Below are 26,876 nucleotides of genomic sequence, written 5' to 3'. Positions count from 1 at the left end.
CGCGGCTCAGCCGCGCTTGAACCACTGTGACAGGGCCAGATGCAGCCCCAGTGCGATCAGCACGCCGCCCATCATCCGGTCGAACCAGTGACCCATGCGATGAAAGCCGCGACGCACCGCATCGCGGCTGAACAGCAGAGCCACCAGGCAGAACCATGCGCCTGTTGCTACCGCCGTATAGACGCCATAGCCAGCTTGCACCAGCAGCGGTGTGTCATGGCTGATGACCACGGTGAACAGTGACAGAAAGAACAGCGTCGCCTTGGGGTTCAGGCCGTTGGTGATAAAGCCCTGACGAAACGCTTGCGCGGCGCTCATGCTGCGTTGCTTGCTGACCTGCTGGTCGGCTGAGGCCGGCTGGGCGCGCAAGGCGCGAAAACCGATATAGAGCAGATAGGCGCCGGCGACCAGCTTCAGCAGATTGAACAGCCAGACCGACTGCGACACAATCAGGCCAATGCCCAGCAACGAGTAGGTCACGTGCAGGAAAATGGCGCTGCCAACGCCGATTGCGGTGTACAGGCCGGCGCGGTGCCCGGCGCTGACGCTGTTGCGAATAACCACTGCAAAATCCGGTCCGGGGCTGACCACCGCGAGCAGGTGGACCAATGCCACCAGCGCAAATTCATTCCAATACATTGCAGGTCCTCCTGAGGGCGGGCGATTATACTGCGCCGTCTCCCTGCAATACAGGTACAGCCAGCATGCAAGAAGCTCTCTCCACTGTTTTTCTCGATCGCGCCAGCCTCGACCAGGGCGACCTGGACCTGAGTGCGCTGGAAGGTGCCGCAGGCGTTTTCACCAGTTATCCACGCACCGCTGCCAGCGAGGTCAGCGAGCGCTTGCAGGGCCAGCAGGTGGTGATTACCAACAAGGTGGTGATTGACCGCGCGCTGATGCAGGCCAATCCGCAGCTCAAGCTGATCCTGATTGCCGCAACCGGCACCAATAATGTCGACCTCCAGGCCGCGCGAGAGCAGGGGATCGTGGTGTGCAACTGTCAGGCCTACGGTACCCCGGCGGTGGCGCAGCACACCCTGATGTTGATGCTGGTGCTGATTACCCGCTTCGAATCCTACCGTCAGGCGGTGCGCGACGGCGCCTGGCAGCGCAGCGAGCAGTTCTGTCTGCTGGACTACCCGATCGGCGAACTGTCTGGCCGCACCCTGGGTATTCTTGGCTACGGCGAGCTGGGGCAGGCAGTGGGCCGGCTGGCCGAGGCCTTTGGCATGCGTGTGCTGGTGGGCGCGCTGCCTGGGCGTGAGCGTGAAGGGCGCCCGGCACTTGAGCAGTTTCTGCCAGAGATTGATGTGCTCAGCCTGCATTGCCCGTTGACCGAGGCAACGCGGGATCTGATCGGCGCGCCTGAGCTGGCGTTGATGAAGCCGGGCAGCCTGGTGATCAACGCCGGGCGCGGCGGGCTGGTCAATGAGGCGGCGCTGGCGGCGGCGCTGCGCTCCGGGCACCTGGGTGGCGCGGCCTGTGATGTGCTGACGGTTGAGCCGCCGGTCGATGGCAATCCGTTGCTTGATACTGATGTGCCGAATCTGGTGATTACGCCGCACAGCGCCTGGGGCAGTCGCGAAGCGCGCCAGCGCATTGTTGGGCAACTGCTTGACAATCTGCTCGGCTTTGTCAGCGGCCAAGCCCCGCGCCAAGTCGGCATCTGATAACTTCCTCACACCTTGGCAGCGGCCCTCACCCAGAAGGGTGGTGGTCGCGTGGGTGCTGCCTTTTACGGTGAACAGCGTCATCGGATGACGTTCGCCGGGTACCTGCAGTCCGGCTGATCCGCCACGGAACCGGGCCTGCAGGCATTGCTGCGCAGGTCCTTTGGCACAGGACCTGCCTTATGCCGGCCAATCACTCCTCCACCGCCTGCGACCCGCCGGCCCAGCGCGGTTTTTCGCTGCTTGAAGTGCTGGTGGCGTTGCTGCTCACCACCTTGGGCGTGTTAGGCGCCATTGGCTTGCAGCTCAATGCCCTGCGCTTCAGCGCCGATAGCGCGCACCGTGCCCAAGCGCTGCTGATTACCAACGATCTGCTAGAGCGCATGCGCGCCAATCGTGGCGCCTTGCCGCTGTATGCCATGACGGCTAGCGGTGACTGCCCGGAGCAGGCCGCAGAAAACCTGCCCTTGCTGCAACAGGACCGCGCCGACTTTGCCAGCGCCGTGACCTGCCAACTGCCCGGCGGCGAGGCGCGGGTAACGGTAGAGCAGGGCGTGGCGCGGGTACTGGTGCGCTGGTCGCAGGCGCGTATCAGCGAGCAGGGGCCTGCCAGCCTGCAGCTTGATGTGCATATCGGGGAGCTGCCGTGAGGGGCCGGCTGAGCGGCTTTGGTCTGGTCGAACTGCTGGTGTCCATGGCGCTTGGGCTGCTGCTGACCATGGCGCTGATGCAGACCTTGCTGGGTAGTCGCGACAGTCTGCTGTTGCTACGCCACGGTAATCAGTTGCAGGAGGATGCGCGCTATCTGATGGGGCGTTTGGCTACTGATCTGCGCGCAGCAGGCAGTGAGGGCTGTCTCGACCTGCAGCTCGGCTCTGGTCTGGCGTTGCCGGAGCCGCTGGCCCAACCCGTCAGCTATCAGGGCGGTGTACTGCAGATCGTTACCGCCTTGCCGGTCAGGGTTCAGGCTGACGCAGCCACCACCTATCGCCCCGGCACCTTTGGCGCGCGCTGGCTGGTGGCCGGTAATTGCCGGGACCGGGTAAGCATCACCGAAGACACGGTGCAGTTGCAGCCCGGTGACTGGCTGCTGGCGCTGCGTCAGCTGGAATACCGCCAGCAGGATGATCGGGTGCAGGTACGCCTCAATGGCAGCGGCAACTTTGAAACGCTGATTGAGCAGGTGGTGGATTTTCGCGTGCAGTTTGCCCTGGCGAGCGATGCAGCCCTGCCTGATGCCGGCGGCCGCTACCAGCCAATGCTCACGCCCGGGGAGCAGCCCCGGCTGCGCAGTGTGCGGGTAAGCCTGGCGCTCAGTGACAATCCGGGCAGCCCGCAGGCCGGGCGCCTTCTCACGCAGCGCTTTACGCAGGTTACGCGCCTGCGCAACCGACCTGATCAATAAGGGAGAGATATGAGCAGGCCACTTTCGTTACGGCGACAGCAGGGCGCCGCGTTGCTGATCAGCCTGGTGTTTCTGCTGCTGATGGTGGTGGGCGCGCATGCTGCAGTGCGCGGCGCTACTCATCAGCAGCGGCAGGTTGCCAATCTGGCGCAGCGCCAACTCGGCTTTCAAGCTGCCGAAAGCGCATTGCGCACGCTGGAGGCGCAGATTCGCGCGCAGGAGCTGGACCTGCCCGGTCAGCCCTGTAGCGCAGCTGATTGCAATCTGGCCGATGCGGGTTGGCAAAGCCTTGCCTCGGCCGCGACCGAGGTGACGGTGGCCTATCGAGTCGACTGGTTGGGCGCCAGTGCGATACCGGCCCACCTGCACAGCAGCGCTGAGTCGCAGGTGTACCGGCTTAGCGTGCGCAGTGAAACCGGGCGGCGTCGCACCGAACTGGAGGCTGTGTATGCACTGGCCTACCAATAAGCTGGCAACGTTGCTACTGAGCGCTGTGCCCGCTGCGGCACTGGCCTTTCAGCCGATCAGCGGCCCGGTGAGCTCGCGTAGCGCCGCACCGGCCAATGTGGTCCTGCTGCTGGATAACTCCTCCAGCATGGTGCTCAACAGCGCAGGCGGGCGAACCCGGTTGGCAGTGATGCAGGAGGCCGCCACTCAGCTGCTGCACCAGCATCGGGATCTGCGGTTTGGCCTGTTTGCCTTCAACCCGGCCTCGGGGGCGGGGGCGCAGCGTGACACGGCCGGCGGACGACTGCTGATGCCCGTTGACGGGATTGGGCATGACGCAGCCGGCCTGCAGCACCTGCAACGGCTGGAGCAGGCCATTGCCAACCTGAACCCCGCAGCCGGCAATGACCCGGACCTGTACACCTGGACGCCGCTGGCCGAAACCCACTATGAAATCAGCCGCTACCTGCGCGGCATGTCGTCCTTCTACGAGCCCTCCGCACCCCGTTACCAGAGCCCTTTGCAGTGGCGCTGTCAGGCCAATGCGGCAGTTGTGCTGACCGACGGACTGCCAACCCACGACAGTGACTTCCCCGCCTCGTCGCAGCAGGAACCGGCTGGTCAGAACCCGCATGTGCCCGGCAACTGGCACCTGCCGGACTGGGATGGCGACGCCAGCAATGATACGTCCGGTGCAAGCCTGCAGGACCCGGGAAGCACCTTTTATCTGGATGATATGGCGGCCTTTGCCCGGGCGCTCGACCTGCGTCAGGGCGGCGTGGATGCGGCCGGGCAGAGCTGGGACGACCCGGCCTATCCAGCGCAAAACCTGCGCACCTACACCCTTGGCTTTGCCATTGATGACCCGCGTTTGCGCGCTGCGGCGCGGGCTGGCGGTGGCCGCTACCTGAGCGTTGCCGACGCCGGCGGGTTGTCCGATGCGCTGGGGCGCATTGTGGGGGAGGTTGGCGCGCATAGCGGCTTTGTTTCGGCAGCGACGCTGGACGGCCAGACCTTGAGCGCTGGCCGCCTGCGCGTGCGCTCGCAATACCATGCCCGCGACTGGAGCGGGGAGCTGGAGCTGCTGGCGCTGGACAAAAGTGGGGCAGAGCAGGGCGTGATCTGGCGCAGCGACAGCCAGTTTGTACCGGGCGGGCTGCGCGGTCGATACCAGAGCTGGCGCCAGGCTGATGGGCTGCAGCCAGCAGGCCCGGTGACCTTGCGTGGCGCAGGGTTTACCGCGCTGGCGCTTGCCCAGCAACAGCAGCTACTGGCGATGGCCACGGGGCTTGGCTTGCATGGCGCCAACGCCGGACAACAGTTGCTCGATTGGGCGCGTGGCGTGCCGGTGCAGGGGCTGCGCGAACGCACCCGCCTGCTGGGCGACAGCGTGCGCAGCGCGCCTAGGCTTTTGATGGCCGGGGCGCCCCTGTTGGCCAGCGAGGAGGCGGACTACCACGCCTATCTGCAGCAACGCCGGGCTTTGGGTGATCTGCTCTTGGTGGGCGCCAATGACGGCTTCCTGCATTTGTTCGAGGCGGGCGGTCTGCACCGCTACGCCTACTTGCCTGCGGCCGTGCAGGGCAACCTGGAGCATTGGGCCGCCCCGGCCTACGGTGCAGGGTACGGGCATCACTCCGGGGTGGACGGCCAGATCGCGCTGACTGATGCGCGCCTGTCGGCAGGCTGGAGCACGCTGGCCGTGGCCGGATTGGGTGCCGGCGGCAAAGGGCTGTTTGCCGTGCGGCTGTATGACCAGACTGATGCCGGCAACGCCCTTGGCGCGCTCTGGGAAGTGGACGCCGCGCTGCCGGACTGGCAAGCGCTTGGCCATGTCTACGCCGCCCCGCAGGTATTCAACAAGGCCGGGCGAGCGCTGCTGATCACCGGCAACGGCTACGGCAGCGCTACGGGCCTGGCCAGTTTGCTGGTGCTGGATGCCGAAACCGGCGAACTGCTCAGGCAGCTGGACCTGCCTTCCAGAGCGGGCACGCCCGAGGCCAACGGCTTGTCTGCCGTGACCCTGCAGCGTGATGCCGGTGAAAACGTAGTGGCAGCGTACGCCGGTGACCTGCATGGGCAGCTGTGGGGCTTTGATCTGAGCGCGGATGATCCGCAGCACTGGCAGGTGATCAACCGCAGCGCGCCGTTGTTTGCCGCCCCGCTTGGCCAGCCACTGACGGCTGCGCCGCTGCTGCACCTCAGTACGCCGGCCAGAGCGCCACTGTTGCTATTTGGCAGTGGCCGCCTGCTGGCCCAGGGCGATGCGCAAAGCCGTGAGCAGCAGGCAATCTATGCGCTGCGCCTTGCGCCCTCAGGGCGAACGCTGGGCGTGGCTGATCTGGCGCAGCGCAATCTGCAGCAGGGCGATACGGTCAATGTCCGGAGAGTGGATGGTGCTGCGCTGGACTGGCAGCAGCAGGCGGGCTGGTATGTGCCGCTGCCGGTTCACCCGGTCAGCGCCGAGCGGGTGGTCGAGGCGGCAACGGTCGTGGGTAGCCGGGTGCTGTTCAGCACGCTGATCCCGCGCCGCAGCGCCGCAGACCCCTGTCGCCATCAGAGCAGCGGCTGGCTGCTGTCACTGGCGCTGGATACCGGTTTGGCGCCGCCTTTCGCCAGTCTGGATGGCAACGCTGATCTGCAGGTTAATGACGCAGACATTGGCGTGGTCGGCATCGAGCTGGATATCGGCTTGCCTGGTCTGCCGCAGGTACTGCGCGCGGAGGCAGACCCGGAGGTGGCGCTGCCCGGCTGCGAGAGCGAGCACTACCTGCTGCAGGGCAGTGAAGGCAGCACGCTGCTGGCCGGCGGCGGGCGCTGCGTGTTTGCGCGGATTCACTGGCGGCAATTGCTATGAAACGCGCGTGCGGCTTTACCTTGCTGGAGCTGATGGTGGTAGTCGCGATTGTTGGCCTGCTGGCGGCTATTGCCTACCCCGGTTACCAGGAGCATGTTCGCAAGGGGCAGCGGGCTGAGGTCAGTGGTTTGCTGCTGGATAATGCCCAACGCCTTGAGCATCACTATGCGAGCACCGGCAGCTACGACGAGGGGACAGTCGACGGCTTGTGGCAGCAGAGTCCGGCGCAGGGGGCTGCGGTTTTTCAGCTGAGTGTGGAGCGTTATGAGGAGCGCTTTGTGCTGCGTGCCCAGGCGGTGCCGGGAGGGTTGATGGCCGGTGATGTCTGCGCCGTGCTGGCGCTCAATCAGTTGGGGCAGCGTACGCCGGCCGACGTGCGCTGCTGGCGGCGCTGACCCGCAGGCTGCGGGTTCAGCGCCTGTCGTGCGTTATTGATGCGGCAGGGCGTTCTCGTCCTCGCCCTTGGGCAGGATCAGGTTAAGCACAATGGCGACCACGCCGCACAGGCTGATGCCCTGCAGGCTGAAGCTGTCATTGCCGATAACCATGCCGCCGATGCCAAATACCAAGGTGACCGAGACGATGCACAGGTTGCGTGCCTGTGCCAGGTCAACCTGATTGCGTACCAGGGTGTTCAGGCCGACAACAGCGATTGAGCCGAACAGCAGGCAAAGAATGCCGCCCATGACCGGTACCGGCATACCCAGCAGCACCGCACCAAACTTATCGACAAAGGCCAGGCCAATGGCAAACACGGCTGCCCAAATCATCACATTGGGGTTGAAGTTGCGGGTCAGCATCACCGCACCGGTCACTTCCGAGTAGGTGGTGTTTGGCGGGCCGCCCAGGAACGCTGCTGCCGAGGTAGCGATGCCGTCACCCAGCAGGGTGTTTTGCAGGCCGGGTTTCTCCAGGTAGTTCTTGCCGGTGACGCCGCCAATGGCCAGCACGTCGCCGATGTGTTCGATGGCCGGCGCAATGGCAACCGGAATCATGAACAGGATGGCCGCCATGTGAAACTCCGGCGCAACAAAAGCCGGCACTGCAAGCCAGGGTGAGTCTGCAACTTGGCTGAAGTCGACCACACCCAGCAGCCAGGACAGCACATAACCTACCAGCACGCCGGCCAGAATCGGCACCAGACGGAACAGGCCTTTGGCATAGACCGCCACCACAATGGTGGTAGCCAATGACGCTGCAGCAATCAGAATGGCCGTGTTGTAATCCACCAGTTGCTGGCTGCCGTCACCGGACTTGCCCATCGCCATGTTGACGGCGGTGGAGGCCAGGCCCAGACCAATGACCATGATCACCGGGCCAACCACTACCGGCGGCAGCAGGCGCTGGATAAAGCCCGGGCCACGCCAGCGAATGATCAGGCTGAGCAGGATATACATTACCCCGGCGGCGACCAGACCACCCAGCGTGGCCGGCAGGCCCCAGGTCTGGTTGCTGTACATGATGGGGGCGATAAAGGCGAAGCTTGAAGCCAGAAAAATCGGGATCTGGCGACGGGTAGTGAACTGGAACAGCAGTGTGCCGATACCTGCGGTAAACAGTGCGACGCTTGGGTTCATGCCGGTAATCAGCGGCATCAGCACCAGTGCGCCAAAGGCGACGAACAGCATCTGTGAGCCGGCCAGCGCGGTGCGCCAGCCCTGGGTCTGTACGCCTTCCATCAGACGATATCCTTCTGCTTGGTGCCGAAGATCTTGTCGCCGGCGTCGCCCAGGCCCGGAATGATGTAGCCCTGTTCGTTCAGGCGCTGGTCAACCGAGGCGGTGTAGATCTGCACGTCGGGGTGGGCATCGTTGACGCGTTTGATGCCCTCGGGCGCGGCGACCAGCACCAGCGCGCGAATCTCGCGGGCGCCGGCCTTTTTCAGCATGTCGATGGTGGCGACCATGGAGCCGCCGGTGGCCAGCATCGGGTCGATGATCAGGGCCATGCGCTGGTTTAGTTCGCCGACCAGCTTTTCCAGATAGGTGTCTGCTTCCAGCGTTTCCTCGTTGCGTGCCAGACCGATCACGCTGACCTTGGCACTCGGCACCAGGCTGAGGACGCCATCAAGCATGCCCAGACCGGCACGCAGGATGGGCACCACGGTAACTTTCTTGCCGCTGAGCTTCTCGACCTGCACATCGCCGCACCAGCCTTTGATGGTATGGGCCTCAACCGCCATGTCCTGCGTTGCCTCGTAGGTCAGCAGGGCGGCAACTTCCTGGGCCAGTTCGCGAAAGTTCTTGGTGCTGATGTCGTTGCGGCGCATCAGCCCCAGCTTGTGTCGGATCAGGGGGTGGCGGATTTCTTTGACGTTCATCGGAAAGGTACTCTGTTGCGAGAAGGGCGCGGCAATTATGGCACAGCCGGGCCAGTGTCAACATGCCGCAAGGGCGTGTGGAATCGATCAATGGGCCCTATACTTGTGCTTTCGCGACGACAGGGGTATTTTTCGCCCCTTTTTCCGGCACCCGCGGAGGTCAGTCATGGCGGTAGAGCTGCAGCATATTAAAGAAGTGATGGCGGAGGCGGACTGTCTCTTCACCGAGGCAGACGTCGAGGCAGCGCTGCAGCGCATGGCCGATGACATCAACACCCGGTTGAGTGACAGCAACCCGATCGTCTACAGCGTGATGAACGGCGGCCTGATCATCAGTGGCAAGTTGCTGCCCAAGCTGCCCTTTCCGATGGAAGTGGGCTACCTGCACGCCACGCGTTACCGCAACAAGCTGTCGGGCGGCGAGCTGTTCTGGAAGGCGCGCGCCGAGCACTCGCTGGCAGGTCGCACTGTGCTGATCATCGATGACATTCTGGACGAGGGCCATACCCTGGCTGCGATCGTCGAGTATTGCCGTGACGCGGGTGCCGAGCACGTCTACACCGCAGTGCTGCTGGATAAGCAGCATGATCGCAAGGCCTATCCCGGTATGCGCGCCGACTTTACCGGGATGGATGTCGAAGACCGCTACATCTTCGGTTACGGGCTCGACTACAAGGGCTACTGGCGCAACGCCGCCGGTATCTTTGCGCTCAAGGGGCACTAAGCGATGCGCGCCTGGCTGCTGGGAGTGGGCTTGAGTCTGTTGGCGCCATTGCTGGCGGCCCAGGTCAGTTTGCCGCACGACGAGTACCTGCCGGCCGATCCCTTTGGCCAACGGCAGGACAAGCCCGAGCAGGTGCTGTTTGAAGTGCAGCGCTACAGTCTGACCGTGGGCAGCGAGCTACGCCCCGGCGGACGCCCTAATCAGGCTGAAGCCGGGGTCTGGCTGCTGCTGGAAGGGCGCTCCTTGCTTGCCGGCAGTCCGGTAGAGCGAGCGCGCCTGCACTTTGTCGAGGGCGGCGCCGGTTTGCGCGCGGCCCGGCTGGAGGATGACGCCAACACGCTGGTCATCACCTACCCGCTGAGCCTGCTGCCGGTCATTCGCCAGCAGCTGGATGCGCCTGGTGCCGATTATGTGCAGGGGCGCTTTTACGGCAACGGGCTGATCTGGGCGGACCTGCACTCGGCACCGCAGTCTGGCGCCCGCTGAGCTGGTGGGGCGTGCGGCGGATGGTTACAATGCCCGCCCTGAGCCAGTGAGGAAGCATCATGCGTAAAGATAAAGAAAAGGTGATCGGCGAGCCGATGACCGACGAGCAGGTCGCGGTATTTCTCAATGCGCGTCCTTATAACAGTGACGAATCAGCCGACTATCACCTGCTGGTGCGCGCCTACCGTGGTCTGCGTATCGAGGACTTTGAGCGTTTTCTGGTGATGTTCAAGGCCGAAGGCTTTGACCTGAATGCCGTGAACGGTGAAGGCCGCACCTTTGCCGAGACTGTGCGTGAACACGCCCAGGGCGAAGAGTACGTCGCCGTGCTGGAAGCTGCCGGCGCGCGTTGAGGGTTGTTTGCCGCCGGCTCAGGCCGGCAGCAGGCGCCACTGGTTGCGGCGGGCGTTGCGGATAACGCGGGCGCTTGCCGGCAACGGCTTGCCGATCCAGCGCGGTTCCATCTCGCACACCTCGACCCAGTGTCCCTGACGTGGAGCGTCCTTGAGTTCCCACAGGGCGAGACACAGCCCTTGGGGGCTGAGCTGTGCATAGCAGCGGCGACGCTTGAGCAGAGCGTTGAGCATGGGGGTAGACTCCTCAGTCATTCTGGCCGCCAGCTTGGCCTATCTGCATTGCAGGATGATGACAGTGCAGGCCCTCTGTCAGCGGCCTCGGAACCGGAGTATGCTGCGCCTGTCCAAACCGGCAGCAATCCGGTGACAAACCGACTTTTTCGATAGATGGCAGGAGTAAGCTACTTATGCTCAAGCGTTCAGGCATGGTGTTGCTGGCAGCGCTGACGGCGGCCCTGGTGGGTTGCGCGCACAGCCCGCAGCAACTGACAGTACAACCGCAGATCAACAAGCCGCTCAACCCGGTTGCCCAACAGCAGCCGGTGACCGTGCAGGTGCAGGACACGCGCCAGAGCAAGATTCTGGGCACCCGCGGCGGTATCTATCCCGATTCCAGCAATATCACCATCAGCGACAGTACCCTGCCGGCGGTCCGTCAGCAGGTCGAGAACGCGCTGCGCCAGCTGGGCTTTAACGTTGTGCCGCAGGGCACGCCGAATGCCAACAGCCTGACCCTTAACCTGTCTGACTTGAGCTACCAGTCGCCCAAGAGCTCTGTCTACGTGACCCAGGCCGATATCAGCGCCACCTTTGTTGCCGAGGCGCGCAACATGAACAAGAACTACCAGGGCCGTTACAGCTCCTCGCTGCAGCAGCGCTTTGGTTATGCGCCGAACGAGCAGACCAATACCCAGCTGGTGACTGATGTCATGAGCGACGCCCTGACCCGCGTATTCCAGGATCCGGCGATCATTCAGATCCTGCAGCAGTAAGGTCCTGGCACAAAAAAAACCGGCCCATGCGCCGGTTTTTTTGTGCCTGACAGCTGTTGGTGTCAGGTGGTAGGAGGCTGAAGCATTTCGTCGTGCTCGGCCATATTCCACGGCAGTACGCCCGGGGAAATGTGCAGGAAGTGCAGGTACTTCTCGAAGTGATCCAGAATGTCGCCGATGATTTCCTGCTCGTCGTAGCCGTAGACATCGTAGGTCTGGCCGCCGCGACGCAGGAAGACTTCTGCCCGGTAGTAATGCTGCTGCTCGTTGTTGTCGGTGCGGCGCATTTCGGGGTAGGCAAAGTCGGGGCGCAGATACTCACGCAGACGCACCTCGTAGATGAAGTCGAGCTGATCCGGCTTGTGGATTTCCAGATACACCCGACCGTTCTCCGGGTCGCGCTCTGCCTTGGTTGGCCAACCCTGCTCAACCAGCGCATCGCTCAGGCGCTGCATCGCTGGCATGACGGTCTTGTTGATAAAGCCTTCCACCGCCGTGCGGTCAGGAAAGTTGACGATACCGGCCAGGCGCTTTTTCCAGTTGGTAGCCAGGCTGTTGTCGCTGTAGCGACTGACTTGCATCTGGTGCTGCAGACTGACGTCGCGGTGCCCTTCGATCACCAGTGCCCGCCACATGCCGAGCATGGCAATGATCATGATGATGGCAAAGGGCAGGGCGGTGACGATGGTCATGGTTTGCAGGGCGCTCAGGCCGCCGGCAATCAACAATACTGCCGCTACAACGCCCTCCAGAATGGCCCAGAACGCGCGCTGCCAGACCGGCGTCTGCATCACACCGCCGGAGGCCAGCGAGTCGATCACCAGCGAGCCCGAGTCAGAGGAGGTCACGAAGAAGGTTACGATCAGCACCACCGTGATGAAGGACACGGTCGAGGTCAGCGGCAAGTGTTCGAACAGCTTGAACAGGGCGATGGCCTTGTCTGCCTGCACTTCGCTGATCAAGGTGGTGTAACCCTCGTTCATGATCAGGTGCAGGGCCGTGTCACCAAAGACCGAGAACCACAGGAAGGTGAACATAGTCGGCACCAGCATCACGCCAAAAACGAACTGGCGAATGGTGCGCCCACGGCTGATTTTGGCGATAAACAGCCCGACAAAGGGCGCCCAGGCGATGGTCCAGCCGAAGATGAACAGCGTCCAGTTGCCGATCCAGTCGCTATGGGTGTAGGCCTGCAGGTTGAAGGTGCGCTCGACAATGTTATTCAGATAGCTGCCGGTATTCTGCAAGAATGCCTCGAGGATAAAGATCGACGGGCCAACCAGAAACACGAACAGCATCAGCGATACTGCCAGCACCATGTTGAGGATGGAGAGGTTCTTGACCCCCTTGTCCAGGCCGGCCACCACCGAGAACAGCGCCAGGCCGGTGACCACCGCAATGGCGGTGACCTGCACGTTGCTGGCCACTGGAATGCTCGGCCAGAGGTAGTTCAGCCCCGCATTGATCTGCGCCACCGAGAGGCCCAGGGTGGTGGCGATACCGAACAGGGTGCCGAGAATGGCGACCACGTCCACGGTGTGCCCGATGGGGCCGTGAATGCGCTCACCAATCAGCGGATAGAGGGCTGAGCGCATCGACAGCGGCAGACCGTGGCGAAAGGCAAAGTAGGCCAGCACCAGGCCGACCAGCCCGTAGATCGCCCAGATATGAAAGCCCCAATGAAAGAAGGCGATCTGCATCGCCTGCTTGGCGGCGTCCAGCGTCTCCGGGGCGCCTGCGGGCGGGCTGGCAAAGTGGGTGACCGGTTCGGCCACGCCAAAGAACAGCAGGGCGATGCCGTAGCCGGCAGAGAACAGCATGGCGAACCAGGCCGGGAAGCTGTACTGCGGCTCCGAGTGATCCGGCCCTAGGCGGATATTGCCCCAGCTGCTGCAGGCGACCAGCACCACGAACAGCAAAAAGCTGGCGACCGCCAGCATGTAGAACCAGCCAAAGGTTTCGGTGATGTAGGCCAGCGTACTGGAGAACAGTGAGCCGGCCAGCTCAGGGTTGCTGATGGTGCCGATGACCAGCAGCAGGGTGACAATCACGGCAGGGGCAAACACGGGAACCAGTACGGTTGATTGCCAGCCACGCTTGGCGTCAGTCATGCAGATCTCCTTGTCCTGCGTATGCCGGTCAGGTGACCGGCTCGGTGGGCGAGCAGCACGCGGCCGACAGTCGACCCACAGGGCGCCGATGTCCGCTTTGTTTCCACTCGTTACCTGATAGAGGATAGCCCGCAGGAGCAAAGGTTCCGTTTATTCGCTTTGCTGGTCCGGGTCCAGCACCTCGATACGCACCCGTGCGCTGCCGGCGCGAATCATGCCGAGCAGCTCCGCGGCGCTCTGTGACACGTCGATGATTCGGTGGCCGACAAAGGGGCCGCGGTCGTTGATGCGCAGAACAACCGAACGGTTGTTGTACAGGTTGGTCACCTCAACCAGGGTGCCGAAGGGCAGCTGCGGATGAGCTGCGGTGAGGTCGGTTTCATCATAAGGCTCGCCGCTGGCGGTGCGCCGACCGTGCAGGCGGGAGGAGTAGTAGGAGGCTTTGCCGGTCTGGGTCCAGCCGGGGTCGCCCAGCGAGAGATCGTCGGCCATGACGCTGCTGGCCAGCAGGGTAGCGATGACGATCAGTAGCGCGCGAAGCATGGGGAGAGTCCCGGGTGGCGGAGGCGCGATCTGAGACCACGCCGCCGCCCGCCGGTTCAGCCTTCCAGCTTCTTGCGCAGCAGTTCGTTAACCTGCTGCGGGTTGGCCTTGCCCTTGGAGGCTTTCATAGCCTGGCCGACAAAGAAGCCAAACATCTTGCCGCGCTTGGCTTCGTCGCTGGCGCGGTACTGCTCGAGCTGCTCGGCGTTGGCCGCCAGGACCTCATCCAGCATGGCCTCGATCGCGCCACTGTCGGTGACCTGCTTCAGCCCTTTGGCTTCGATGATGGCATCGGCGGAGTCGCCTTCGCCCGCTGCCAGTGCCTCGAACACCATCTTGGCGATCTTGCCGCTGATGGTGTTGTCCTTGATGCGCAGGATCATGCCGCCCAGCTGATCGGCGCTGACCGGCGACTGCTCGATATCCAAACCTTCCTTGTTGAGCAGGCTGGACAGCTCGCCCATCACCCAGTTGGCGGCCAGCTTGGCGTCACCGCAGGTTTTTTGGACCTGTTCGAAGTAATCGGCCAGTTCGCGGCTGGCGCTCAAGACGCTGGCGTCGTAGGTCGACAGGCCAAACTGGCTTTCGAAGCGCTCGCGCTTCTGTTGTGGCAGCTCCGGCAGCTCGCCTCGCACCTCATCCAGGAAGCGCTGCTCAAGAACTACCGGCAGCAGATCCGGGCAGGGGAAGTAGCGGTAATCGTTGGCTTCTTCCTTGCTGCGCATGGAGCGGGTTTCGTCCTTGTTCGGATCGTACAGGCGGGTTTCTTGTACCACTTTGCCGCCGTCTTCGATCAGCTCGATCTGACGCTGGACTTCGGTGTTGATCGCCTTCTCGATAAAACGGAACGAGTTGACGTTCTTGATCTCACAGCGGGTACCGAATTCGGTCTGACCCTTGGGGCGCACGGAGACGTTGCAGTCGCAGCGCAGCGAACCTTCGGCCATGTTGCCGTCGCAGATGCCCAGATAGCGCACCAGCGAATGAATGGTCTTGGCGTAGGCGACCGCCTCCTTGGCGCTGCGCATATCCGGCTCGGAGACGATCTCCAGCAGCGGGGTGCCAGCTCGGTTGAGGTCGATGCCGCTCATGCCGTGGAAGTCTTCGTGCAGGCTCTTGCCGGCGTCCTCTTCCAGGTGTGCGCGGGTCACGCCGACGCGCTTGACGGTGCCGTCTTCCAGGGTGATGTCCAGGTGCCCCTTGCCGACGATCGGGTGATCCATCTGGCTGGTTTGGTAGCCCTTGGGCAGGTCCGGATAGAAGTAGTTTTTGCGGGCAAAGACGTTGGTCATGCCGATCTCGGCGTCGATCGCCAGACCAAACTTGACCGCGTTACGCACGGCCTGGGCATTGAGCACCGGCAGGGTGCCCGGCATGCCCAGGTCAACCAGACTTGCCTGGGTGTTGGCTTCGGCGCCGAAGGTGGTGGCGCTGCCGGAGAAGATCTTCGACGCGGTGGTGAGCTGGGCGTGGATTTCCAGCCCGATGACGATTTCCCATTGCATTGCTGTCAATCCTCTCAGTAGCCGGCCGGAGCGCGCTGGTGCCAGTCGGTAACCTGCTGGTACTGGTGCGCGATGTTGAGCAGACGGGCTTCGCTGAAGTAGGGCCCCAGCAGTTGCATGCCCAGCGGCAGGCCGTTGGCAAACCCGGCCGGCAGGGCAACGCCCGGTACGCCGGCCAGGTTGGCGGTAATGGTGTAGATGTCGGTCAGGTAGAGGCTGACCGGGTCGTCGATCTTCTCGCCGATCTTGAACGCCGGGGTCGGCGAAGTCGGGCAGAGGATGACGTCGACCTGCTCATAGGCGGCCATGAAGTCGTTCTTGATCAGGCGGCGAATCTTCTGCGCCTGCAGGTAGTAGGCGTCGTAGTAGCCGGCGGACAGCGCATAGGCGCCAACCATGATGCGGCGTTTCACTTCGGCGCCAAAGCCTTCGGCGCGTGAGCGCTTGTACAGGTCGGTGAGATCGGCCGGGTTTTCACAGCGGTAGCCAAAGCGTACACCGTCAAAGCGTGACAGGTTGGAGGAGGCTTCAGCTGGCGCGATGACGTAGTAAGCCGGGATCGCCAGCTCGGCATTTGGCAGGCTGATTTCCTTGACCTCGGCGCCGAGCGCCTGGAACTGCTTGACCGCAGCACTGATGGCATCGGCGGTGGCGGCATCCAGACCGGCGGCGAAGTATTCCTTCGGCAGACCGATACGCAAGCCCTTGAGCGAGTCGTTCAGGGCGGCGCTGTAGTCCGGTACGGGCTGGTCGACACTGGTGGAGTCCTTGGCGTCAAACCCGGCCATGACCTGCATCATCAGCGCGCAGTCTTCGGCGGTGCGGGCCATCGGGCCGCCCTGATCCAGGCTGGATGCGTAGGCAACCATGCCCCAGCGCGAGACGCGACCGTAAGTCGGCTTCAGGCCAGTCAGTGCGGTGAAGCCCGCCGGTTGGCGGATGGAGCCGCCGGTATCGGTGCCAGTGGCAGCCGCGCACAGGCGTGCGGCAACGGCAGAGGCTGAACCGCCGGAGGAGCCGCCGGGTACGCGGTCGGTATCCCACGGGTTGCGAGTCGGGCCATAGAAGCTGGACTCGGTAGAGGAGCCCATGGCGAATTCGTCGAGGTTAGTCTTGCCGAGGCTGACCGAGCCGGCATCCAGAAAACGCTGGGTAACGGTGGACTCGTACGGCGAGATGAAGTTGTCGAGCATCTTCGAGCCGCAGCTGGTGCGCTGGCCCTGGGTACAGAACAGGTCCTTGTGCGCCAGCGGGATGCCGGTCAGGGCGCTGGCGTTGCCGGCGGCAATGCGCGCATCGGCGGCCTTGGCCTGCTCCAATGCGGACTCGGCGGTAACGGTGATATAGCTATTGAGGCTGCCATCAAGCTGCTCGATGCGCTTGAGGTAGTGCTGGGTCAGCTCGACGCTGGACAGCGCCTTGCTCTGCAGGGCCTGGGACAGTTCGGCCAGCGTTTTTTCGTGCATGGGGGTAGTCTCTTGTCGGCGCGGCAGGGTTATTCGATGACCTTGGGAACCAGGTACAGGCCTTCTTCGGTGGCCGGTGCGATGGCCTGATAGGCGTCGCGCTGGTTGCTTTCGGTCACTTCGTCGGTGCGCAGGCGCTGGGTGGTTTCCAGCGGGTGGGCGAGCGGTGTGACGTTGCTGGTGTCCACCGCTTGCATGCGATCGATCAGGTCCAGAATGCCGGACAGTTTGGCGGTAGTAGCGGGGATTTCATCCTCGCTGATGGCGATACGGGCCAGATGCGCGATCTTTTCCACATCGGTGCGGTCCAGGGACATGTGTAAAGCTCCATGTAGCCGGAAGAATTCCGGTTGGCTGCTGGCGACAGGCGCCGTTGGGTGGTTCGCCACGGGAAATGCGGGCAAAGGCGGGAATTTACCACAGCGCGCCTTGCCCAAAAACCCCGCCATTGTTAGAGTTGCGACACTTCCGGAAGTACCGATCAGCTACCTGTTTGCCCTGTTTTCTAAAGGCCTTTTGCCGCTATCCATCCCTGCGGCAATGCAGCGGACAGGTGGCTTATCAGTGCTTTCTTTATTTTTTTACCATTAACCCACGCGTCCTCGGGGTCTAGTCAACGCATGTTCAAAAAAATTCGTGGCATGTTTTCCAGTGATTTGTCCATCGACCTGGGCACTGCCAACACCCTCATTTACGTCCGCGATCGTGGCATTGTGCTGGACGAACCGTCGGTGGTTGCCATTCGCACCACCGCCGGCAATCAGAAAAGTGTTGTTGCCGTTGGTACTGATGCCAAGCGCATGCTGGGACGCACGCCCGGCAACATCCAGGCCATTCGTCCGATGAAAGACGGCGTTATCGCCGACTTCAGCGTCTGCGAAAAGATGCTGCAGTACTTCATCAACAAGGTGCATGAAAATAGCTTTATCCAGCCGAGCCCGCGTGTGCTGATCTGCGTGCCGTGCAAGTCTACTCAGGTTGAGCGTCGTGCGATCCGTGAGTCTGCCCTGGGTGCTGGCGCCCGCGAGGTGTACCTGATTGAAGAACCGATGGCTGCTGCCATTGGTGCCGGCCTGCCGGTTGAAGAGGCGCGCGGCTCCATGGTCGTGGATATCGGTGGCGGTACCACTGAAATCGCGCTGATCTCCCTTAATGGCGTGGTGTACGCTGAATCTGTCCGGGTTGGCGGTGACCGTTTCGATGAGGCGATTGTGACCTATGTGCGCCGTAACTACGGTAGCCTGATCGGCGAGTCCACCGCCGAGCGCATTAAGCAGGAAATCGGCGTTGCCTTCCCAGGTGGCGAAACGCTGGAAGTCGATGTTCGCGGTCGTAACCTGGCCGAGGGTGTGCCGCGCAGCTTTACTCTCAATTCCAACGAGGTGCTGGAAGCACTGCAGGAATCGCTGGCTACCATCGTTCAGGCGGTCAAGAGTGCGCTGGAGCAGTCGCCGCCGGAGCTGGCCTCCGACATCGCTGAGCGTGGCCTGATTCTGACCGGTGGTGGTGCGCTGCTGCGTGATCTGGACAAGCTGCTGACCCAGGAAACCGGCCTGCCGGTAATTGTTGCCGAGGAGCCGCTGACCTGCGTTGCTCGCGGCGGTGGCCGTGCGCTGGAAATGATGGACCAGCACACCATGGATCTGCTGTCGACCGAGTGAGTCGGCTGCTGGCCCGCCACTGCACGGCGGGCCTTTGACGGCAACACGCCAGTGGCTGCGAGGAGCCTGCCATCAAACCGCTATTTATCAAGGGGCCGTCACTCGGTGTCCGCCTGATCGTGCTCACGGTGTTGTCCATCGTGCTCATGGTGGTTGACGCCCGTTTTGACGCCCTCAAACCCCTGCGCCACCAGCTCGGCTTGCTGGTGGCGCCGTTGTATTCGGCTGCTGAAATGCCGGTGCGGGCCTGGGAGTCGGTCTCTGAGTTGACCACCAGCCGGGCCGAGCTGATAGCCGACAATGAGCGACTGCGCGCCGAAGCGCTGCTGACGCAGCGCAAGCTGCAGAAACTCGCCACCCTGACCGAACAGAACGTGCGCCTGCGCGAGCTGCTCAACTCCTCCTCGTTGGTCGATGAGCGGGTGCTGGTGGCAGAGCTGATCGGTGTGGACCCCAACCCCTTTACCCAACGCATCCTGCTCGACAAGGGCGAGGCTGATGGCGTGTTTCTGGGCCAGCCGGTTCTTGATGCCAGCGGTTTGATGGGCCAGGTGGTCGAAGTGCTGCCGCACAGCGCCCGGGTGCTGCTGGTGACCGATGCATCCCACAGCCTGCCGGTGCAGATCAATCGTAACGGCCTGCGCGCCATCGCCAGCGGTACTGGCCGCAACGAGTGGCTGGAGCTGCGCTACGTCGGCGACACCGCCGATGTGCGCGAAGGCGACATTGTGGTCAGCTCGGGGCTTGGTCAGCGCTTTCCGGCCGGTTACCCGGTCGGTCGGGTGCAGACGGTAACGCGGCATCCGGCGCAGTCCTTTGCCGAAGTGCGGGTAACGCCCTCGGCGCAGCTCAATCGCAGTCGTTACCTGCTGTTGGTATTCAGCCCTGAAAGCGGTTACGGCGATGTATTGCCGGCGCTGGAGCTGGGCACCGAGGGCGCCAACGAGCAGGAAGGCGACACCGCTCCGACTGACGAGGCGGCGGCAGAGACGGCTGCTGCCGGCAGCGAGGCCGAGCCGGCCGGGGAGGCAGCCGATGCAGACTAGTCTGGCGATTATCCTGAGCATTCTGGTGGCGCTGCTGCTCAGTGTCATGCCGCTGCCCGAACCGGTCAGCCTGGCCCGCCCGATGTGGCTGGCGCTGGTGCTCTCGTGCTGGGTCATGGCGCTGCCGCATCGGGTCGGCCTGCTGACCGCCTGGCTGGCGGGGCTGCTGTCGGACGTGCTGTTCGGCCAGCTGTTTGGTCAGAACGCGCTGGTGATGACACTGGTGGTCTGGATGGTGCTCTTGCTGTATCAGCGTATTCGCCGCTTCCCGCTGTGGCAGCAGAGCCTGGTAATGCTGCCGGTCTTCGGGATTGCCCAGATGGTCGCACTCTGGCTCAACAGCCTGAGCGGTAACCGGCCGCCGACCTTGCTGTTCCTGCTGCCGGCGGTAGTTAGTGCGGTGCTTTGGCCCTGGGTCTTCTCGTTGCTGCGCGGCGTACGCCGGCGTTTTCATGTCAACTGAGCTGCTGCTGGCCTCGGCCTCGCCCCGGCGGCGTGAGTTGCTGGCGCAGATCGGTGTGCCTTGCACCCAGCGCCCCAGCGAGGTGGATGAGCGGGTGCTGCCGGGCGAGTCGCCCGAGGCCTACGTCGAGCGGGTGACGCGGGACAAGGCGCTCGCTGCCGTTGCCGCCTGCCCGGGTCGGGTGGTGTTGGCAGCGGACACCGCCGTGGTGCATGGCGGGCAGATTCTCGGCAAACCGCGCGACCGCGCGCATGCGCTTGACATGCTGGGCCGCTTGTCCGCCAGCGAGCATTGGGTAATGACGGCAGTCGCGGTGGCCCGGGATGAACGTATCGCGCTGCAGCGGGTCGATAGCCGGGTCTGCTTCCGCCGGCTGAGTGCACAGGAGCTGGCGGATTACTGGGACACCGGCGAGCCGGCAGATAAGGCTGGCGCCTACGGTATTCAGGGGCTGGGCGCAGTCTTTGTTGATCGTATCGAAGGCAGCTACAGCGCGGTGGTCGGGTTGCCGCTGCGCGAGACCGCCAGTTTGCTTGAGGGCTTTGGCATTTCCTGCTGGCAACGGCCCTGACGCGGCTATTCCGGGGCTCCAATCACCGGTATTGTGGTGACAGACAAGAAGCGAGAGAGCCCATGAGCGAAGAAATTCTCATCAATATCACGCCGATGGAAACCCGCGTTGCGCTGGTCGAGAACGGCGTACTGCAGGAAGTGCACATCGAGCGCACCCAGCGCCGTGGCATCGTCGGCAATATCTACAAGGGCAAGGTCGTGCGCGTGTTGCCTGGCATGCAGGCGGCCTTTGTCGATATCGGACTGGAACGTGCGGCCTTTATTCACGCCTCCGAAATCTCCCAGCGCGAGGGCCAGGCGGTAGAGCCGATCAGCGCGCTGGTGCACGAGGGTAAGGCGCTGGTGGTGCAGGTCACCAAAGACCCGATTGGCACCAAGGGCGCGCGCCTGACCACGCATCTCTCGGTCCCATCCCGTTATCTGGTGTACATGCCGCGCACACCGCATGTGGGCATCTCGCTGAAAATCGAAGACGAAGCCGAGCGCGAGCGCCTGAAACAGGTCGTCGCCGACTGCCAGGAAAGTGAAGCTATCGATGAAGCGGGCGGTTATATTCTGCGCACCGCAGCCGAAGGCGCCCGGCCCGAGGATATTCTGGTCGACATCCGCTATGTGCGCCGCTTGTGGCAGCAGATTGCCCAGCAGATGGGCACCGCGCCGGCGCCCTCGGTGATCTACGAAGACCTGCCGCTGGCCCTGCGGACCCTGCGTGACCTGGCCAACCCCAGGCTGGAGAAGGTGCGTATCGACTCGCGTGAGACCTTTCAGAAGGTCGAGCAGTTTGTGCACGAGCTGATGCCGGGGGTCGAGGAGCTGCTGGAGCATTACCCGGGTGAGCGCCCCATCTTTGACCTGTACAGCGTCGAAGACGAGATTCAGAAGGCCATGGACCGGCGTGTGATGCTCAAGTCCGGCGGCCATCTGGTGATCGACCAGACCGAGGCCATGACCACCATCGACGTCAATACCGGCGCCTTTGTCGGCCACCGCAATCTTGAAGAGACCATCTTCAAAACCAACCTCGAAGCGGCGACCGCGATTGCCCGCCAGCTGCGCCTGCGCAACCTTGGCGGCATTATCATCATCGACTTTATCGACATGGAAGATGAGGAACACCAGCGTCAGGTACAGCGCACGCTGGAAAAACAGCTGGAGCGCGATCACGCCAAGACCAACATCATCGGCATCACCGAGCTGGGTCTGGTGCAGATGACCCGCAAGCGTACCCGCGAGAGTCTTGAGCAGGTGCTTTGCGAACCCTGTCCGAGCTGCCACGGCCGTGGCATTCAGAAAACGCCGGAGACGGTCTGCTACGAAATTTTTCGTGAGATTTTGCGCGAGGCACGTGCCTATCAGGCCGGCTCCTACACGGTGCTGGCGTCGCAGGCGGTGATCGATCGCCTGCTGGACGAAGAGTCCGGCAACGTCGCGGATCTGGAGCTGTTCATTGAGCGTCCGATCAAGTTTCAGGTGGAAACCATGTACACCCAGGAACAGTACGACGTGGTGCTGATGTGATGGCGGACTGAGCAATGCGCAGGCGACGCTGGCTGATACGAGGACTGAACGGGCTGATCCTGCTGCTGGTCGGCTGGCTGCTGTTGGCGGCGGCCTATGTCAGCCTCGGCCGCCTGCTGGTGCCGACGGTCGAGAACTATCAAGAGCAGCTGGTTGCCCAGGTTGAGCAACTGACCGGCCGGCACATCGAGCTGCGCTCCTTGCAGGGGCAGATGCAGGGCGCTCAGCCGGTGCTGACGCTGCGTGGTCTGCGGGTGCACGAAAGTCTGCAGCCACACAGCGAGGTGTTGTTCGATCTGGACGATGTGACGGCGCGGCTGGATGTCTGGCGTAGCCTCTGGTTGGGGCGGCCGGTGATGGACGCGCTGCAAATTCGCGGGCTGGCGCTGACGCTCAGTGAGGACGAGCAGGGCCAATGGCATATGCAGGGGGTAGGCGAGCGCACGCGGCGCCTCGGCGCGCTGGAGCAGGCCATCGGCACGCTCAAGCAGCAACGGCGCATTACGCTGCTTGATACGCGCATTGAGGTCAGCCCCTATGAGGAGCCGCAGTGGCAGTTCGAGCATGGCGACGTCACCCTGCTCAATGGCGATGGTTGGCATCGGCTGGATGGGCACCTGAGCCTGCCCGATGGCGAGCGCCTGCGCTGGCAGGTCAGCGCCCTGATGCCTGGCGAGCAATTGTCCGAGGCGTCGCTTGGCTTCTTTGTTGAACTGCCGGCCAGTGACTGGAGCCGCTGGCTGCCCCTGGAGTGGCTGGAGCGCTCGCACCTGAGAGAATTGACCGCCGGCGGGCGCTTCTGGGGCAGTTGGCAGGATCAGCGTCTGCAGCGCCTGCAAGGGACCTTGATCGCCCCGCAGATTCGCCTGCAGAGCGGTGAGCGCGAGCCGGTGCTGCATGACCTCTTTACCCGCTTTGAATACGTCGACGACAGTGAGACCCAGCAGCTTCAGGTGCAGGACCTGAGTCTGCACCTGGGCGAGGAAGTCTGGCCCACCACCCGCTTGCAACTGGAGCGCGACAGCGCTGAAGGGCATTGGTCTGTTGCCCTTGATCGCCTGCGCCTGTCCAAGCTTGGCACCTGGCTGACGTTGCTGGCGCCGGACCAGCCGGTAGCAGATCTGGTCAATGAGTTGGCGCCCGAGGGCACCTTGCGCCAGGTCCGCGTGAACGGCATCGACCCTGCCGGTGATCTGACGTCGCTGGAGTTCAGCGGCCGGCTGGAAGAGGTCGGCATGGCCGCGTTCCATAACGCGCCGTCATTCACCGGTGTCAGTGGCACGGTGCAGGGTAGCCCGCAGCAGGGCGAGCTGCGCGTGGATGCGCAGCAGTGGAGCATGCAATTGCCCAACCTGTTTCCCGAGCCCTGGCAATATCAGCGTGCTCAGGGCCTGCTGAACTGGCGCTGGTCCAAAGAGCAGGGGTTGCAGCTGAACTCGCCGGGCATGGCCGTCAGCGGCGAAGATGGGGACGCCAGTGCGACGTTGTCGTTGCATTTGCCGCCCAAAGGGCAGACTCCGACGATGGACCTGCAGGTCGCCCTGCGCAACAGTCAGGCCCCGGTACACCGTGCCTATCTGCCGGTGCGTTCGAAGGGGTTCAGTCCGGCACTGGCGACCTGGATGGCCGCCAGTGGCGTGCAGGGTGAGGTGCCGCTGGCAATCTTTGAATACCACGGCTCGCTGCTCAAGGGCGCCAGCCCCGAGGAGCGGGAGATCGCCCTGTATGCGCAGCTGCGTGGCGGTGAGCTGGTGTTCCAGACCGGGTGGCCGCCGCTGACCGAGCTGGATGCCGACCTGCTCCTGCGCGGCGGGGCGCTGGATATACGGGCCAGCAATGCCCGACTGCTGAACGCTCAGGCCAGCGGCGCGCGGGTTCATGGCCAGTTGATGAATACCACCGGGCCCCTGCAGCTGCAGGTTGAGTCAGCCTTTGATGGCTCGGTGAGTGATGCGCTCAAGCTGATGCAGGACAGCCCCCTGGCCGAGTTGACCGGTAACCCGCTGGCCGGCTGGAGCGGTGAGGGGGCGGTCAGTGGTGAGCTGCAGTTGACCATCCCGCTGCGCCGCAGTGGTGATCAGGCCGCGCAGACACAGGCGCTGGTCGAGTGGCAGTTGGCCAATGCGCAAGTGACTATCCCCGTGTTGCAGGCCCCGCTGGAGGCGATTGACGGGCGGTTTCGTTTTGCCCGGGGTGAAGGGCTGACTGCAGACACGCTGTCTGCCCGTTTTCTTGGTGCGCCCGTTGAGGGGCAGCTGACGCCGTTGGGCGAGCGTGGGCAACGCCTGCAGCTGCAAGGGCGGCACAGTGTCGAGCAACTGCGGCGCTGGGCCCTGCTTGAGACAATTCCGGCCTCGCTGCTCAGCGGCGAGCTGGGCTGGCAGGCCCAGGTTGATCTGCAGGCTGGCCGTCAGCAAATCCGTTTGCGCAGTGACCTGGTGGGGCTGGCGTTGCAGATGCCGGAACCCTTTGCCAAGGATGCGAAGACGCCGCGCCCGGTGCAGGCTGATCTGACGCTCTCGAACGGCCAGCAGCGCTGGCAGATCCAAAGCGACGACGGCCTGCAAGCCCTGCTGCACTACCGTGATGGCGAGCTGTCAGGGGACGTGCGCTACGCCAGCGGCGCGCCCAGCCTGCCGCAGAGCTCGGGCATCAACCTGCAGGCCAGTCTGCCGGTACTGGACTGGGACCAGTGGCGGCAATGGCTTTCGGGGTTACAGTCTTCCGGTACGGCCAAGCCGCGGCAGCTTTCCGGCTCGTTGGGGCAACTGCAGGTGCGGGCTGACCGGTTCACCGGTATGGGGCTGGAGCTGGACAATTTGTATGCGCGCGTCGGTCACAGCAGTGCCGGCTGGCAGGTTGATGTAGAGCAGAGCGATGTGGCGGGGCAGGTACAAGTCCCTGACGCCACTGGCGAGCCTATCCGGGTAGCCCTCAGTCGCTTGCGACTGCCGCGTACCGAGCCTGCTGACGCGCCGCCGCTGGCGCAGCCGGTGGTTACCGACGCCGCGCCAGTGGACCGCCTGGCGGGGATCAAACCCTCCTCGCTGCCGTCGCTGGATGTGAACATCGACCAGCTGTCCTGGGGCGCGGACCCGATTGGCGCCGCCCGCTTTGCGCTGCGTCCTGACGCTACCGGTGCCCATCTACCGGAGCTGGATGTCGACCTGCGCGGGTTGCGTATCAAGGGCAGCATGGATTGGCGCGAGGCACCGGCGCACACGGTCTTCGAGGGTAGCCTGGAAGCCGATGACATTGGTGAGGTGCTGAAAAACTGGCGTTATGCGCCGACCATCACCAGCGACAGCTTTGTCACCAACGCGGCGCTGAACTGGCCGGGCTCTCCCGCCGCGTTCGCCTTGCGCACCTCCTCCGGTACGCTGGGTATTGAGGCCCGCGACGGCATGCTGCAGAGCGGCGAGGGCAGCGCCGAGGCGCTACGCGTCTTCGGCCTGCTCAACTTCAACGCGCTGACCCGGCGCCTGCGGCTCGACTTTTCCGACCTGTTCAGCAAGGGGACAGCCTACGACAGCCTGGACGCCGGCCTGTATGTGGAAAATGGCGTGCTGCACAGCGAGCAGCCGGTTGTGCTGGAGGGCCCCGGTGTGAAACTGCAACTTGAAGGCAGCCTTAATCTGCGCAGTAACCAGGCCGACATGGGGCTGCTGGTAACGCTGCCGGTGACCAACAACCTGCCGCTGGCGGCCATTATTGCCGGCGCGCCGCAGATCGGTGGCGTATTGTTTCTGGCTGACAAGATTTTGGGTGACAAGGTCGCGCGCTTTGCGTCGGTGAAATACCGTATAAGCGGTGAGTGGCAAAACCCCAATGTCGAATTTGATCGCGCCTTTGATGACAAGGCTGCGCTCGAGGAGGATTGAGATGGCAATGGTGGCTGCCGTACAGATGACCAGTGGCCCGGAGCCGGCGGCAAACCTGCAGGTGGCTGCACGGCTGATCGCCGAGGCAGCCGGGCAGGGCGCCGAACTGGTGCTGCTGCCAGAGTGCTTCGCTGCCATGGGCACCTCGTCGCTGGCCGCAATTGCCGAGGCCGAGTGGGGCGAGGCCCGCCCGATTCGCCGTTTTCTCGCCGCGCAGGCGCGCCAGCACGGCATCTGGCTGGTCGGTGGCAGCCTGCCCCTGCCGGCCAAGGCCGGCGGCAAGCCAATGGCCTGCCAGCTGGTGGTCGATGAGCGTGGTCAGGAAGTAGCGCGCTACGACAAGCTGCACCTGTTTGATGTCGATGTTGCCGATAGTCATGGCAGTTATCGCGAGTCGCGGGACTATGACTTTGGCGATCAGGTGGTGTGCATCGACAGCCCGGTCGGGCGGCTGGGTCTGAGTATCTGTTACGATGTGCGCTTTCCCGAGCTCTACCAGGCGTTGCGCGCCCAGGGCGCCGAACTGATTGTGGTGCCGGCCGCCTTTACCGCCGTGACCGGTGCCGCGCACTGGGAGGTGCTGTTGCGCTCGCGGGCCATTGAAACCCAGTGCTGGGTGCTGGCAGCTAACCAGGTGGGCGAGCATCCGAATGGGCGCCAGACCTATGGTCACAGTTGCCTGATTGATCCCTGGGGCGCCGTTCAGCAGTGTCTGGCTGCGGGTGAGGGCGTGGTGACCGGTACGCTGGTGCCTGAGCAGTTGCAAAGCGTGCGTGAGCGCATGCCGATAACCCGACATCGTCGTTTCGCCCTGCCGGCCGAACCAGTGCCGCCGGGCAAAGGAGTTTAGTG

The 26,876-nt window shown here is 63.5% G+C and carries 26 protein-coding genes; 17 read left to right on the top strand and 9 right to left on the bottom strand.

Annotated elements, in window-relative coordinates:
• Positions 1-6: 6 nt before the first annotated feature.
• On the bottom strand, positions 7-639 hold the full coding sequence (locus BM116_RS02555) for a LysE family translocator (protein WP_083726119.1): 633 nt from the start codon (positions 637-639) through the stop codon (positions 7-9).
• A gap of 65 nt (positions 640-704) precedes the next feature.
• Here BM116_RS02555 and BM116_RS02550 point away from each other — a divergent pair, with 65 nt between their 5' ends.
• The 6 genes from BM116_RS02550 to BM116_RS02525 all read left to right on the top strand — a co-directional run bounded on the left by BM116_RS02550 (position 705) and on the right by BM116_RS02525 (position 6,774).
• Positions 705-1,670 carry a 2-hydroxyacid dehydrogenase gene (locus BM116_RS02550; RefSeq protein WP_083726121.1) on the top strand — a complete coding sequence of 322 codons (966 nt, stop codon included), beginning with the start codon at positions 705-707 and terminating at the stop codon, positions 1,668-1,670.
• A gap of 182 nt (positions 1,671-1,852) precedes the next feature.
• Positions 1,853-2,320 carry a type IV pilus modification protein PilV gene (pilV, locus tag BM116_RS02545; RefSeq protein WP_083726123.1) on the top strand — a complete coding sequence of 156 codons (468 nt, stop codon included), beginning with the start codon at positions 1,853-1,855 and terminating at the stop codon, positions 2,318-2,320.
• Positions 2,317-3,075 (top strand): PilW family protein, encoded by a 759-nt coding sequence (locus BM116_RS02540; protein ID WP_083726125.1) that lies wholly within the window; start codon positions 2,317-2,319, stop codon positions 3,073-3,075. The genes pilV and BM116_RS02540 overlap by 4 nt, the downstream gene beginning before the upstream one ends.
• Before the next feature lie 9 nt (positions 3,076-3,084).
• Positions 3,085-3,543: a pilus assembly PilX family protein gene (locus tag BM116_RS02535; protein WP_083726127.1), complete on the top strand. Its 459-nt coding sequence runs from the start codon at positions 3,085-3,087 to the stop codon at positions 3,541-3,543.
• Positions 3,524-6,379, top strand: coding sequence for a PilC/PilY family type IV pilus protein (locus BM116_RS02530; protein WP_083726129.1), 2,856 nt, complete (start codon positions 3,524-3,526; stop codon positions 6,377-6,379). Before BM116_RS02535 ends, BM116_RS02530 begins: the two co-directional genes overlap by 20 nt.
• Positions 6,376-6,774, top strand: coding sequence for a type IV pilin protein (locus BM116_RS02525; protein WP_083726131.1), 399 nt, complete (start codon positions 6,376-6,378; stop codon positions 6,772-6,774). Before BM116_RS02530 ends, BM116_RS02525 begins: the two co-directional genes overlap by 4 nt.
• A 33-nt stretch (positions 6,775-6,807) precedes the next feature.
• Here the strand turns inward: BM116_RS02525 and BM116_RS02520 are convergent, their stop codons facing one another.
• Entirely contained in the window at positions 6,808-8,058 is a 1,251-nt protein-coding gene (locus BM116_RS02520) for a uracil-xanthine permease family protein (protein ID WP_083726133.1), read from the bottom strand.
• Positions 8,058-8,699, bottom strand: coding sequence for a uracil phosphoribosyltransferase (gene upp / locus BM116_RS02515; RefSeq protein ID WP_083726135.1), 642 nt, complete (start codon positions 8,697-8,699; stop codon positions 8,058-8,060). The genes BM116_RS02520 and upp overlap by 1 nt, the downstream gene beginning before the upstream one ends.
• Positions 8,700-8,865: 166 nt before the next feature.
• Between upp and BM116_RS02510 the strand changes: the two genes are divergently transcribed.
• From BM116_RS02510 to BM116_RS02500, 3 genes are read left to right on the top strand one after another with little or no spacing between them, the layout of a single operon-like run.
• Positions 8,866-9,423 carry a hypoxanthine-guanine phosphoribosyltransferase gene (locus tag BM116_RS02510; protein ID WP_083726137.1) on the top strand — a complete coding sequence of 186 codons (558 nt, stop codon included), beginning with the start codon at positions 8,866-8,868 and terminating at the stop codon, positions 9,421-9,423.
• 3 nt (positions 9,424-9,426) lie between these two features.
• On the top strand, positions 9,427-9,909 hold the full coding sequence (locus BM116_RS02505) for a hypothetical protein (RefSeq protein ID WP_083726139.1): 483 nt from the start codon (positions 9,427-9,429) through the stop codon (positions 9,907-9,909).
• A gap of 59 nt (positions 9,910-9,968) precedes the next feature.
• Positions 9,969-10,262 carry a PA4642 family protein gene (locus BM116_RS02500; protein ID WP_083726141.1) on the top strand — a complete coding sequence of 98 codons (294 nt, stop codon included), beginning with the start codon at positions 9,969-9,971 and terminating at the stop codon, positions 10,260-10,262.
• A gap of 18 nt (positions 10,263-10,280) precedes the next feature.
• Here BM116_RS02500 and BM116_RS02495 read toward each other — a convergent pair whose 3' ends face one another.
• On the bottom strand, positions 10,281-10,496 hold the full coding sequence (locus BM116_RS02495) for a hypothetical protein (protein ID WP_083726143.1): 216 nt from the start codon (positions 10,494-10,496) through the stop codon (positions 10,281-10,283).
• Positions 10,497-10,672: 176 nt separating this feature from the next.
• On the opposite strand from BM116_RS02495, the gene BM116_RS02490 reads away from it, so the two are divergent.
• Positions 10,673-11,257, top strand: coding sequence for a YajG family lipoprotein (locus BM116_RS02490; protein WP_083726145.1), 585 nt, complete (start codon positions 10,673-10,675; stop codon positions 11,255-11,257).
• Between the two features lie 62 nt (positions 11,258-11,319).
• Here the strand turns inward: BM116_RS02490 and BM116_RS02485 are convergent, their stop codons facing one another.
• The 5 genes from BM116_RS02485 to gatC form a co-directional block, all read right to left on the bottom strand.
• The gene (locus BM116_RS02485) at positions 11,320-13,368 is read right to left on the bottom strand and encodes a BCCT family transporter (RefSeq protein WP_083726147.1); all 2,049 of its coding nucleotides are present in this window, start codon (positions 13,366-13,368) and stop codon (positions 11,320-11,322) included.
• A gap of 150 nt (positions 13,369-13,518) precedes the next feature.
• Positions 13,519-13,860, bottom strand: a complete 342-nt coding sequence (locus tag BM116_RS02480) for a septal ring lytic transglycosylase RlpA family protein (protein WP_235846676.1) — start codon at positions 13,858-13,860, stop codon at positions 13,519-13,521.
• 107 nt (positions 13,861-13,967) lie between these two features.
• Positions 13,968-15,416: an Asp-tRNA(Asn)/Glu-tRNA(Gln) amidotransferase subunit GatB gene (gatB, locus tag BM116_RS02475; RefSeq protein WP_083726151.1), complete on the bottom strand. Its 1,449-nt coding sequence runs from the start codon at positions 15,414-15,416 to the stop codon at positions 13,968-13,970.
• A 14-nt stretch (positions 15,417-15,430) separates the two neighbouring features.
• Positions 15,431-16,882, bottom strand: a complete 1,452-nt coding sequence (gene gatA, locus BM116_RS02470) for an Asp-tRNA(Asn)/Glu-tRNA(Gln) amidotransferase subunit GatA (protein ID WP_083726153.1) — start codon at positions 16,880-16,882, stop codon at positions 15,431-15,433.
• Positions 16,883-16,911: 29 nt separating this feature from the next.
• Entirely contained in the window at positions 16,912-17,199 is a 288-nt protein-coding gene (gene gatC / locus BM116_RS02465; protein ID WP_083726155.1) for an Asp-tRNA(Asn)/Glu-tRNA(Gln) amidotransferase subunit GatC, read from the bottom strand.
• A 303-nt stretch (positions 17,200-17,502) separates the two neighbouring features.
• Between gatC and mreB the strand changes: the two genes are divergently transcribed.
• From mreB to BM116_RS02430, 7 genes are all read left to right on the top strand, one after another.
• The gene (gene mreB, locus BM116_RS02460; RefSeq protein WP_083726157.1) at positions 17,503-18,543 is read left to right on the top strand and encodes a rod shape-determining protein MreB; all 1,041 of its coding nucleotides are present in this window, start codon (positions 17,503-17,505) and stop codon (positions 18,541-18,543) included.
• A 119-nt stretch (positions 18,544-18,662) separates the two neighbouring features.
• Complete coding sequence (gene mreC, locus BM116_RS02455) at positions 18,663-19,589, top strand: rod shape-determining protein MreC (RefSeq protein WP_235846672.1); 927 nt, start codon at positions 18,663-18,665, stop codon at positions 19,587-19,589.
• The gene (mreD, locus tag BM116_RS02450) at positions 19,579-20,052 is read left to right on the top strand and encodes a rod shape-determining protein MreD (protein WP_083726161.1); all 474 of its coding nucleotides are present in this window, start codon (positions 19,579-19,581) and stop codon (positions 20,050-20,052) included. Before mreC ends, mreD begins: the two co-directional genes overlap by 11 nt.
• Positions 20,042-20,623: a Maf family protein gene (locus tag BM116_RS02445; protein WP_083726163.1), complete on the top strand. Its 582-nt coding sequence runs from the start codon at positions 20,042-20,044 to the stop codon at positions 20,621-20,623. Before mreD ends, BM116_RS02445 begins: the two co-directional genes overlap by 11 nt.
• A 62-nt stretch (positions 20,624-20,685) precedes the next feature.
• On the top strand, positions 20,686-22,143 hold the full coding sequence (gene rng / locus BM116_RS02440; protein ID WP_083726165.1) for a ribonuclease G: 1,458 nt from the start codon (positions 20,686-20,688) through the stop codon (positions 22,141-22,143).
• 14 nt (positions 22,144-22,157) lie between these two features.
• Complete coding sequence (locus BM116_RS02435; protein WP_083726167.1) at positions 22,158-26,024, top strand: YhdP family protein; 3,867 nt, start codon at positions 22,158-22,160, stop codon at positions 26,022-26,024.
• Between the two features lie 7 nt (positions 26,025-26,031).
• On the top strand, positions 26,032-26,874 hold the full coding sequence (locus tag BM116_RS02430) for a carbon-nitrogen hydrolase family protein (RefSeq protein ID WP_090474966.1): 843 nt from the start codon (positions 26,032-26,034) through the stop codon (positions 26,872-26,874).
• Positions 26,875-26,876: the final 2 nt, after the last annotated feature.

It is taken from the genome of Halopseudomonas pachastrellae (assembly GCF_900114765.1).
GTDB classification, from domain to species: domain Bacteria; phylum Pseudomonadota; class Gammaproteobacteria; order Pseudomonadales; family Pseudomonadaceae; genus Halopseudomonas; species Halopseudomonas pachastrellae.
Note: the sequence above shows the minus strand (reverse complement) of the source record. Positions and strands in the feature narration are given on the sequence as shown.

Bases quoted from the DNA above. Each gene is read 5' to 3' on its own strand.
- BM116_RS02505 (WP_083726139.1), top strand. From the start codon at position 9,427: ATGCGCGCCTGGCTGCTGGGAGTGGGCTTGAGTCTGTTGGCGCCATTG.
- BM116_RS02530 (WP_083726129.1), top strand. From the start codon at position 3,524: ATGCACTGGCCTACCAATAAGCTGGCAACGTTGCTACTGAGCGCTGTG.
- BM116_RS02480 (WP_235846676.1), bottom strand. From the start codon at position 13,860: ATGGCCGACGATCTCTCGCTGGGCGACCCCGGCTGGACCCAGACCGGC.
- BM116_RS02535 (WP_083726127.1), top strand. From the start codon at position 3,085: ATGAGCAGGCCACTTTCGTTACGGCGACAGCAGGGCGCCGCGTTGCTG.
- BM116_RS02445 (WP_083726163.1), top strand. From the start codon at position 20,042: ATGTCAACTGAGCTGCTGCTGGCCTCGGCCTCGCCCCGGCGGCGTGAG.
- BM116_RS02510 (WP_083726137.1), top strand. From the start codon at position 8,866: ATGGCGGTAGAGCTGCAGCATATTAAAGAAGTGATGGCGGAGGCGGAC.
- BM116_RS02555 (WP_083726119.1), bottom strand. From the start codon at position 639: ATGTATTGGAATGAATTTGCGCTGGTGGCATTGGTCCACCTGCTCGCG.
- BM116_RS02550 (WP_083726121.1), top strand. From the start codon at position 705: ATGCAAGAAGCTCTCTCCACTGTTTTTCTCGATCGCGCCAGCCTCGAC.
- mreB (WP_083726157.1), top strand. From the start codon at position 17,503: ATGTTCAAAAAAATTCGTGGCATGTTTTCCAGTGATTTGTCCATCGAC.
- pilV (WP_083726123.1), top strand. From the start codon at position 1,853: ATGCCGGCCAATCACTCCTCCACCGCCTGCGACCCGCCGGCCCAGCGC.
- BM116_RS02485 (WP_083726147.1), bottom strand. From the start codon at position 13,368: ATGACTGACGCCAAGCGTGGCTGGCAATCAACCGTACTGGTTCCCGTG.
- mreD (WP_083726161.1), top strand. From the start codon at position 19,579: ATGCAGACTAGTCTGGCGATTATCCTGAGCATTCTGGTGGCGCTGCTG.
- rng (WP_083726165.1), top strand. From the start codon at position 20,686: ATGAGCGAAGAAATTCTCATCAATATCACGCCGATGGAAACCCGCGTT.
- BM116_RS02435 (WP_083726167.1), top strand. From the start codon at position 22,158: ATGCGCAGGCGACGCTGGCTGATACGAGGACTGAACGGGCTGATCCTG.
- BM116_RS02430 (WP_090474966.1), top strand. From the start codon at position 26,032: ATGGTGGCTGCCGTACAGATGACCAGTGGCCCGGAGCCGGCGGCAAAC.
- gatA (WP_083726153.1), bottom strand. From the start codon at position 16,882: ATGCACGAAAAAACGCTGGCCGAACTGTCCCAGGCCCTGCAGAGCAAG.
- gatC (WP_083726155.1), bottom strand. From the start codon at position 17,199: ATGTCCCTGGACCGCACCGATGTGGAAAAGATCGCGCATCTGGCCCGT.
- BM116_RS02495 (WP_083726143.1), bottom strand. From the start codon at position 10,496: ATGCTCAACGCTCTGCTCAAGCGTCGCCGCTGCTATGCACAGCTCAGC.
- BM116_RS02525 (WP_083726131.1), top strand. From the start codon at position 6,376: ATGAAACGCGCGTGCGGCTTTACCTTGCTGGAGCTGATGGTGGTAGTC.
- upp (WP_083726135.1), bottom strand. From the start codon at position 8,699: ATGAACGTCAAAGAAATCCGCCACCCCCTGATCCGACACAAGCTGGGG.
- BM116_RS02500 (WP_083726141.1), top strand. From the start codon at position 9,969: ATGCGTAAAGATAAAGAAAAGGTGATCGGCGAGCCGATGACCGACGAG.
- BM116_RS02520 (WP_083726133.1), bottom strand. From the start codon at position 8,058: ATGGAAGGCGTACAGACCCAGGGCTGGCGCACCGCGCTGGCCGGCTCA.
- gatB (WP_083726151.1), bottom strand. From the start codon at position 15,416: ATGCAATGGGAAATCGTCATCGGGCTGGAAATCCACGCCCAGCTCACC.
- BM116_RS02490 (WP_083726145.1), top strand. From the start codon at position 10,673: ATGCTCAAGCGTTCAGGCATGGTGTTGCTGGCAGCGCTGACGGCGGCC.